The sequence below is a fragment of the Paenibacillus sp. 01L418 genome (genome assembly GCF_056400045.1).
The window spans coordinates 1-1,027 of record NZ_JBFTSN010000806.1 but is presented as its reverse complement, the minus strand read 5'-3'; the positions used below and the strand labels follow the sequence as shown (position 1 = coordinate 1,027).

Annotated in this window: 1 protein-coding gene; it reads left to right on the top strand. The window is 45.9% G+C overall.

Going from position 1 to position 1,027, the window contains the following annotated elements; translation table 11 throughout:
- Positions 1–1,027, top strand: a 1,027-nt coding sequence (locus tag AC1DSE_RS35780; protein WP_477529181.1) for a toprim domain-containing protein, incomplete at both ends; no start/stop codon positions are given.

Below are 1,027 nucleotides of genomic sequence, written 5' to 3'. Positions count from 1 at the left end.
CGGATACACGGAGACGATCGCTTCCTTCGTCAATTCCATTCCGACACGCGGCGGCGGTACGCATGAAACCGGTTTTAAAACCGCTTATACTCGCGTCATGAACGACTATGCCCGTAAAGCAGCGATGCTTAAGGAGAAAGACAAAAACCTTGAAGGCAACGATTTGCGCGAAGGCATGATGGTCGTTATTAATATCAAAATGTCTGAGGTTGAGTTTGTCGGACAAACAAAAGACCAGCTCGGAAGCTCATCTGCGCGAAGCGCTGTTGACGCAATTGTTTCGGAGAAGATGCAGGTGTTTCTTGAGGAAAACCCTCAAATCGCACAAATGCTGTTAAAAAAATCACTTCAAGCCTCGAAAGCGAGAGAAGCAGCGCGCAAAGCGCGTGAAGAAATCCGCAGCGGCAAGAAGCGGAGCGAGAGCTCTAATCTAAATGGCAAACTAACTCCTGCGCAGTCAAAAGATATTACTCGCACGGAATTGTTTATTGTGGAAGGGGATTCAGCTGGCGGTTCAGCTAAGCAGGGCCGTGACTCGAAATATCAAGCGCTGCTGCCGCTTAAGGGAAAACCGATGAATCCGGAGAAAGCCAAGCTCATCGATATTTTGAAAAACGACGAGTACAAGGCCATCATTTCTGCAATAGGGGCAGGTGTGGGTTCTGAGTTTGTCGCTGAGGAATGCAACTATAATAAAATTATTATTATGACTGATGCGGATACAGACGGCGCTCATATCCAAGTGCTTCTTCTTACTTTTTTCTACCGTTATATGAAACCGTTAATCGATTTGGGACGCGTTTATATCGCTCAGCCGCCGCTTTACAAAATTACACGTAAATCTGGCAAGCTGGAAACGATTCGATATGCGTGGACAGATGAGCAGCTTCAAAACTATTTGAAGGAATACGGTAAAAATTATGAGCTTCAGCGTTATAAAGGGCTTGGTGAGATGAATCCTGACCAATTGTGGGTAACGACGTTGGATCCAGAGAAAAGAACGCTTCTTCAGGTACAAATCGAGGAT